Raw genomic sequence first — 6,114 nt, 5'->3', positions numbered from 1 at the left:
GGTCACGGCGCTCCTGCTTGCCGGCGATGGCATAGGCCTCGCGCAGATCGCTCTCGGCGGCGGAGCGCACCTGAGCGAGAAGCTCGGCATCGTCCTCCTGCTTGAGCTCCCACGGCTCCTTGGCCGCGCGTTCGGCAAGCTTGATGATGGCGTCGAGCACCGGGCCGAAGGTCTTCTGGCCGAACATCACCGCCCCGAGCATGACGTCCTCGGACAGCTCTTTCGCTTCCGACTCGACCATCAGCACGGCGTCCGAGGTGCCGGCGACGACGAGATCGAGCGAGCTGACGCTCATCTCGTCGATCCGCGGATTGAGCACATATTGGCCTTCGATATAGCCGACGCGGGCGGCGGCAATCGGTCCGAGGAAGGGGATGCCGGACAGCGTGAGCGCGGCCGAGGTCGCGATCATGGCAACGATGTCAGGATCGTTTTCCATGTCGTGGGAAAGCACGGTGGCGATGATCTGCGTCTCGTTCCTGAAACCCGGAGCGAACAGCGGCCGAATCGGCCGGTCGATCAGCCGCGAGGTGAGGGTCTCCTTTTCGGTGGGGCGTCCCTCGCGCTTGAAATAGCCGCCGGGAATCTTGCCGGCGGCGAAGGTCTTTTCCTGGTAGTTGACGGTGAGCGGGAAGAAGTCGATGCCCGGCTTCTCCTCCTTAGCGGCGACAACGGTGGCGAGAACGGAGGTCTCGCCGTAAGTGGCAAGCACCGCACCGTCCGCTTGACGGGCGATGCGCCCGGTCTCGAGCTTGAGGGGGCGTCCCCCCCATTCGATTTCTACGATCTGTTTAATGAACATGTGTGTGTCCCAATGAGTGGGTATGGATGTGCCGCCCCGACCGCCCGATGGCGGCCGCGCAGCTTCAAGTCAGCAATACGCAAGCCGAACTGCTCGGTGGCTCGCCATGACGGACGCAGTCACCGGCGAATTCCCAGCCGGTTGATGAGCTTCTGATACCGGTCTTCGTCGGTCGACTTGACGTAGTCGAGCAGGCGGCGCCGCTGGCTCACCAGCTTGAGCAGCCCGCGCCGCGAATGGTTGTCCTTGGTATGCGTCTTGAAGTGATCGGTCAGATTGGTGATCCGCTCGGTCAGGATCGCGACTTGGACCTCAGGCGAACCGGTATCTCCCGCCTTGGTCGCATATTCCTTAATGAGCTCTTGCTTGCGCACAGCGCTAATCGACATCAGTTGATCCTCTTGAGTAGGGGGTTGAACATGGCCGGGCCAGGATGTCGTCCAGCACGGTCGGCTCTAAAAACGGCGCGGAGCAAGGCTGCCCGCGCGCAATGGCTGCAATATAGGGATTATCGCGCACGAAACCAGAGGAATTTGCTTCCGCCGCGCTTAGCGCCAACACCCATCAGCCCGGCAGATTGAAGATGCGCTTAGGCTTGAATTCTCCCCCTTCTACCTCGCCGAGAGCCACCAGCATGCCTCTGGACATGGCGTAGGCCGATCCGGTCAGGATCGGGGCGTCGCGCCCGCGCAATAAGACCGGCTGTCCCTGCCGGAGCCTGGCCGCATCGGGTTGGGAGACGGACAGCGCCGGAAGGTCGCCGAGCGCGGCCTCGACCGGCTTAAGGACGATATGGAGCCCGTCGCCCTTGGGCCCGCTTTCCTTCAGGCTCTCGAGCGCGTCGAGCGTGACGGCGTCCTCCTCGCCGAAGGCGCCGACCCGCGTCCGCCGCAAAGCCTCGACATGCACGCAGGTGCCGAGCGCCCGGCCGAGGTCGCGCGCAAGGGCCCTGACATAAGTGCCCTTGCCGCATTCGGCCTCGAGCACGCAACGATCGGGATCGGGCCGCGAGACGAGAGCGAGCCGCTCGATCGACACGATGCGCGGCGCAAGCTCGAATTCCTCCTTGTCGCGCGCAAGGTCGTAGGCGCGCGCGCCGTCCACCTTGAGCGCCGAGAACCGTGGCGGAACCTGGCTGATCTCGCCGACGAAGCGGGGCAAAACTCCCTCGATGGCCTCCGTCGACGGCCGCGCCTCGCTTTGCGCGACGACCGCACCCTCGGCATCGTCGGTGTCGGTCTCGGTGCCGAAACGGACAGTGAAGCGGTAAGTCTTGAGCCCCTCCATCGCGAACGGCACGGTCTTGGTCGCTTCGCCGAGCGCGATCGGAAGCACTCCGGTCGCGAGCGGATCGAGGGTGCCGGCGTGCCCCGCCTTTGCCGCGTCGAACAGATGCCGCACCTTGCTCACGGCCTTCGTCGAGGTCATGCCTTGCGGCTTGTCGAGGACGAGCCAACCGCTGACGGGTGAGCCTTTACGTCGCCGGGCCATGGGGAAGCGTGCGCTTTAGCCCTTGAGGTCGCGCGCGACCTGCGGAGAGGCGAGCAGCTCGTCAATCCGTGCCGAGGCCTCGAACGACGTGTCGACCTTGAACCTGAGCTCGGGCATGAACTTCATGCTGACGCGCTTCGCCACCTCGCCGCGCAGGAAGCGCTTGTGCTTGTTCAAATGCTCGACCGCCTCGCTCGCTTGTCCGCCGCCGAGGGTAATGACGTAGGCCGTGGCAAGCTTGAGGTCGGGCGTCATGCGCACCTCCGGCACGGTGAGGGAATGGCGCGCGAGCACCTCGTCGAGGATCTCGCCGCGCGAGAAGATATCGGCCAGTGCATGGCGGATCAGCTCGCCGACCTTGAGCTGGCGCTGCGAGGGTTCTTTGCTATGGCTGCTCATGGTAATGCCTCGCTAGACCGTCATGCCCGGGCTTGAACCGGGCACCCGGTGCAGCCTGCACCGAGCCGTCGGCCTCCCTTGGATCGCCGGGTCGAGCCCCGCGATGACGTGTCGGACGGAAAACTACAACGTGCGCTGGACGTGCTCGACCTCGAAGCACTCGATGACATCGCCCTTGCGCATGTCCTGATAGCCCTCGAAGGCCATGCCGCATTCCTGGCCGGCCACCACCTCGCGCACCTCGTCCTTGAAGCGCTTCAAGGTGGAGAGCTTGCCTTCGTGGATCACCACGTTGTCGCGAATGAGCCGGACATGGGCGCCGCGCTCGACCTTGCCCTCGGTCACGCGGCAGCCGGCGACCTTGCCCACCTTGGAGATGGTGAACACTTCGAGCACCTCGGCGTTGCCGAGGAAGGTCTCGCGCCTGGTCGGCGCGAGCAGGCCCGACATCGCCTGCTTCACCTCGTCGACGAGATCGTAGATGACGTTGTAATAGCGGATCTCGACGCCGCTGCGCTCGGCCGCCTCGCGCGCCTGCGTGTTGGCGCGCACGTTGAAGCCGAGGATCACGGCGCCCGAGGTCGCGGCAAGCCCGACATCGGACTCGGTGATGCCGCCGACGGCGGCATGCACGATGCGGGCGCGCACTTCCTCGGTGCCGAGCTTGTCGAGCGCGGCCACGATGGCTTCGACCGAACCTTGCACGTCGCCCTTGACGAGGAGGGTGAACTCCTTGACGCCGGCCGCCTTCAGATTGCTCATCATCTGCTCGAGCGTGCCGCGCTGGCCGGCGACGGCAAGCCGCTTGCGCCGCTCGCGCTGGCGGTAGTCGGTAATCTCCCGGGCCCTCGCCTCGTTATCGACCACGGCGAACTGATCGCCTGCCTCGGGGGCCGAGTCGAAGCCGAGGACCTCGACCGGAACCGACGGACCGGCGCTTGTCACGTGCTCGCCGTTCTCGTTGATCAGCGCGCGCACGCGCCCGTAGGCCGAGCCCGCCACGATGAGGTCGCCGAGATGAAGCGTGCCGCGCTGGATCAGCGCCGTGCCGACCGGACCGCGCCCGCGTTCGAGTTTCGCCTCGACGATGACGCCCTCGGCCGGGCGGTCGGGATTGGCCTTGAGCTCGAGCACTTCGGCCTGAAGGCTGATCGCCTCGAGCAGCTTCTCGAGCCCGGTCTTCTTCAGCGCCGAGACCTCGACCTCGAGCGTGTCGCCGCCCAGGCTCTCGACCACGATGTCGTGGCTCAGGAGTTCGGTGCGCACTCGCTTCGGGTCGGCCCCCGGCTTATCGATCTTGTTGATGGCGACGATGATCGGAACCTCGGCCGCCTTGGCGTGGGCGATGGCTTCGACCGTCTGGGGTTTGACGCCGTCGTCGGCCGCTACCACGAGGATCACGATGTCGGTGACCTGGGCGCCGCGCTGGCGCATGGCGGTGAACGCCTCGTGCCCCGGCGTATCGATGAACGTGATCTTGTGCCCGTCCGCCGTCTCGACCTGATAGGCGCCGATATGCTGGGTGATGCCCCCGGCTTCCTGGCTCACCACATTGGTCGTGCGGATGGCATCGAGCAGCGAGGTCTTGCCGTGGTCGACATGGCCCATGATGGTGACGATCGGCGCGCGCGGCTGCAGGTCCTCGGCATGGTCCTCGGCGCCGATGAAGCCCTCTTCCACGTCGGCCTCCGAGACGCGGCGGACGATATGGCCGAACTCCTCGGCGAGAAGCTGAGCGGTGTCGGCGTCGATGATGTCGGTAATCTTGTGCATTTCGCCGTCCCGCATCAGTGCCTTGATCACGTCGACGCCGCGCTCGGCCATGCGGTTGGCCAGCTCCTGGATGGTGATCGCCTCCGGGATAACCACCTCGCGCTGGATCTTTGCCTGCGCCTGCGGTCCGGTGATCTGCTTCTTCTGGCGCTCCTGCCTGCGCTTCAGCGAGGCAAGGCTGCGCTGCCGCTGCTCTTCGTCGAGCGCGTTGGTGATGGTGAGCCGGCCGCGAACGCGACGCTCCTCGCCGCGGCGGGGCGCCACCGGGCTCTTCTTGTGGCGGGCCTCGGCCGAGCGGGGGGCCTCCTCGACTTCTTCCTTGAGGAGGTGCTTGCGGACGTTCTCCTCGCCAACCTTGCGCGCCTTGGCCTCGGCCTCGTGCCTCTGATCTTCCTTTGCCTTGCGCTCGACGACGGCCTTTTCTTCCTTGGCGCGCTGCTCCTGCACGGCGAGCTCGATCGCGGCAGCTTCCGCCGCGGCCTGCGCTGCACGCGTCCGCTCGGCCTCGCGCTCCCGCGCGCCCTTTAAGGCGCGGTTCCGCGCATCCTTCTCCTCCTCGGAGAGCTGGCGCAGCACCTGCCCCTTTTGCCGGGGTTGCTGCTGCGTCTCTTCGATTTGAGGCTTCTTCTGCTGCGCCTCGGAGACGACGCGCGGCTGCGGCTTCGGTTTCGCTTCTTCGGCCGGCGCCTGCGGAGCGGAGCTGCCGCCGATTGCCCGGCGCTTCTTCTTCTCGACCAGGACGGACTTCGAGCGGCCGTGACTGAAGCTCTGGCGCACATGGCCGGACTCGACCGTGCGGCGCACGTTGAGCGTCATCTTGCCGCCGCCGCGCGCGGTCTTGCCTTCGGTCTCGTTCGTCTCGCTCATTCCTTGTCCGTATCCAATCCGTTCCGGGCTGCAAATGCAGCGCCGCTTGTGCGGTAGCGTTCTAGGCGCGACGCCGCCGCGTGAAATCTAAGAGCCGCTCCGCCCTGGATTAGGGCAGCATGTATCACATTTGTCCGCCCCGATGCCAAACCCAATTCGTGCGAGCTTAAGGTCCTGACCGGGGAAAGGGCGGTTTCGCCCTTAATCCCACGGAATTTGCCGTCAAGCTTGCGGCAGCCGTCCTCGGCCGCTTCGCTCGCGTGGACGAGGGCCAACACCTTGCCTTTGCCGATCGCCTCCTCGACCTTGGCGGCGCCGAAAACGACCTCCCCGGCCTTGTTGGCGAGGGCGAGCGCGCCGAGCGCAGCCTCCGCGAGAAGGCGCTCGACCATGCCCGCAAGTCCTTGAGGAATCCTGACTTCTGTCTTCAAGGCGCGGGCGAAGACGTTGCGCTTTTCGGCCTCGGCAACGCTGTCTTTCGCCGCCGTGACCCAGACGCCCCGGCCTGGGAGCCTCTCCTTGAGGTCCGGGACGATGGTCCCATCGGGGGCAAGCACGAAGCGCAGCAATTCGTCCTTGGGGCGGCTTACGCGCGTCAAAGCGCAGCGGCGGAGGCCGTCCGTCGTGTCCCTATCGCGCTTCTGCTCCGCCGCCTGATGCCGCAAGGCTTATGTCTCCGATCCTCCTCATCACGCGTCTTCGCCGCTCGAAGAGGCGGCCTGGTCCGGGGACTCGCCTTCGGCAGGGGCGGCTTCCGCGGCCTCCTCTGGCGCTTCGAGCGA

5 protein-coding genes and 1 pseudogene are annotated in these 6,114 nt (G+C 66.0%); all 6 read right to left on the bottom strand.

Going from position 1 to position 6,114, the window contains the following annotated elements:
- Positions 1–802: pseudogene (locus VFB18_RS05150) on the bottom strand (polyribonucleotide nucleotidyltransferase); the annotation flags it as partial.
- A 119-nt stretch (positions 803–921) separates the two neighbouring features.
- On the bottom strand, positions 922–1,191 hold the full coding sequence (rpsO, locus tag VFB18_RS05145) for a 30S ribosomal protein S15 (RefSeq protein WP_324971769.1): 270 nt from the start codon (positions 1,189–1,191) through the stop codon (positions 922–924).
- 175 nt (positions 1,192–1,366) lie between these two features.
- Positions 1,367–2,293 (bottom strand): tRNA pseudouridine(55) synthase TruB, encoded by a 927-nt coding sequence (truB, locus tag VFB18_RS05140; RefSeq protein ID WP_324971766.1) that lies wholly within the window; start codon positions 2,291–2,293, stop codon positions 1,367–1,369.
- 15 nt (positions 2,294–2,308) lie between these two features.
- The gene (gene rbfA, locus VFB18_RS05135; protein WP_324971765.1) at positions 2,309–2,692 is read right to left on the bottom strand and encodes a 30S ribosome-binding factor RbfA; all 384 of its coding nucleotides are present in this window, start codon (positions 2,690–2,692) and stop codon (positions 2,309–2,311) included.
- Between the two features lie 123 nt (positions 2,693–2,815).
- Positions 2,816–5,332, bottom strand: coding sequence for a translation initiation factor IF-2 (infB, locus tag VFB18_RS05130; protein WP_324971763.1), 2,517 nt, complete (start codon positions 5,330–5,332; stop codon positions 2,816–2,818).
- Positions 5,329–5,997: an RNA-binding protein gene (locus VFB18_RS05125; RefSeq protein WP_324971761.1), complete on the bottom strand. Its 669-nt coding sequence runs from the start codon at positions 5,995–5,997 to the stop codon at positions 5,329–5,331. The genes infB and VFB18_RS05125 overlap by 4 nt, the downstream gene beginning before the upstream one ends.
- Positions 5,998–6,114 lie beyond the last annotated feature (117 nt).

Source organism: Methyloceanibacter sp., assembly GCF_035650995.1.
GTDB lineage: Bacteria > Pseudomonadota > Alphaproteobacteria > Rhizobiales > Methyloligellaceae > Methyloceanibacter.
This window is presented reverse-complemented; position numbering and strand designations above follow the sequence as displayed.

Bases quoted from the DNA above. Each gene is read 5' to 3' on its own strand.
- rpsO (WP_324971769.1), bottom strand. From the start codon at position 1,191: ATGTCGATTAGCGCTGTGCGCAAGCAAGAGCTCATTAAGGAATATGCG.
- truB (WP_324971766.1), bottom strand. From the start codon at position 2,293: ATGGCCCGGCGACGTAAAGGCTCACCCGTCAGCGGTTGGCTCGTCCTC.
- rbfA (WP_324971765.1), bottom strand. From the start codon at position 2,692: ATGAGCAGCCATAGCAAAGAACCCTCGCAGCGCCAGCTCAAGGTCGGC.
- infB (WP_324971763.1), bottom strand. From the start codon at position 5,332: ATGAGCGAGACGAACGAGACCGAAGGCAAGACCGCGCGCGGCGGCGGC.